Origin of the sequence: Nocardioides oceani (assembly GCF_030412965.1) — a bacterium.
Classification (GTDB): Bacteria; Actinomycetota; Actinomycetes; order Propionibacteriales; family Nocardioidaceae; genus Nocardioides; species Nocardioides oceani.
In genome coordinates this window covers 1-203 of the sequence record NZ_JAUHJQ010000356.1, presented here as the reverse complement: position 1 = coordinate 203, position 203 = coordinate 1, and the positions used below count along the sequence as shown (strand labels likewise).

General features: G+C 76.8%; 1 pseudogene. It reads right to left on the bottom strand.

Annotated elements, in window-relative coordinates:
* Positions 1-180, bottom strand: a pseudogene (locus QWY28_RS24345) (hypothetical protein); the annotation flags it as partial.
* Positions 181-203 lie beyond the last annotated feature (23 nt).

Sequence of the window (203 nt, the reverse complement as noted above, 5' to 3'; positions counted from 1 at the left end):
GGCCGCGACCTCCTCGTCGTCGACGGTCGTGCGGATCGTCGCGTCGACCAGCTCGCGCACGCTGTCGGCGAGCGGGCGGTGGACCGCCTCGAGCCGGGCGACCTCGGCGGTCGAGAGGTCCACCTCGACGAAGATCGAGGCGTAGCCGGACGAGGGCGCCTCGCCCGCCGGCGCGCTCACGCCGGGGCCGCCTGCACCGGGCA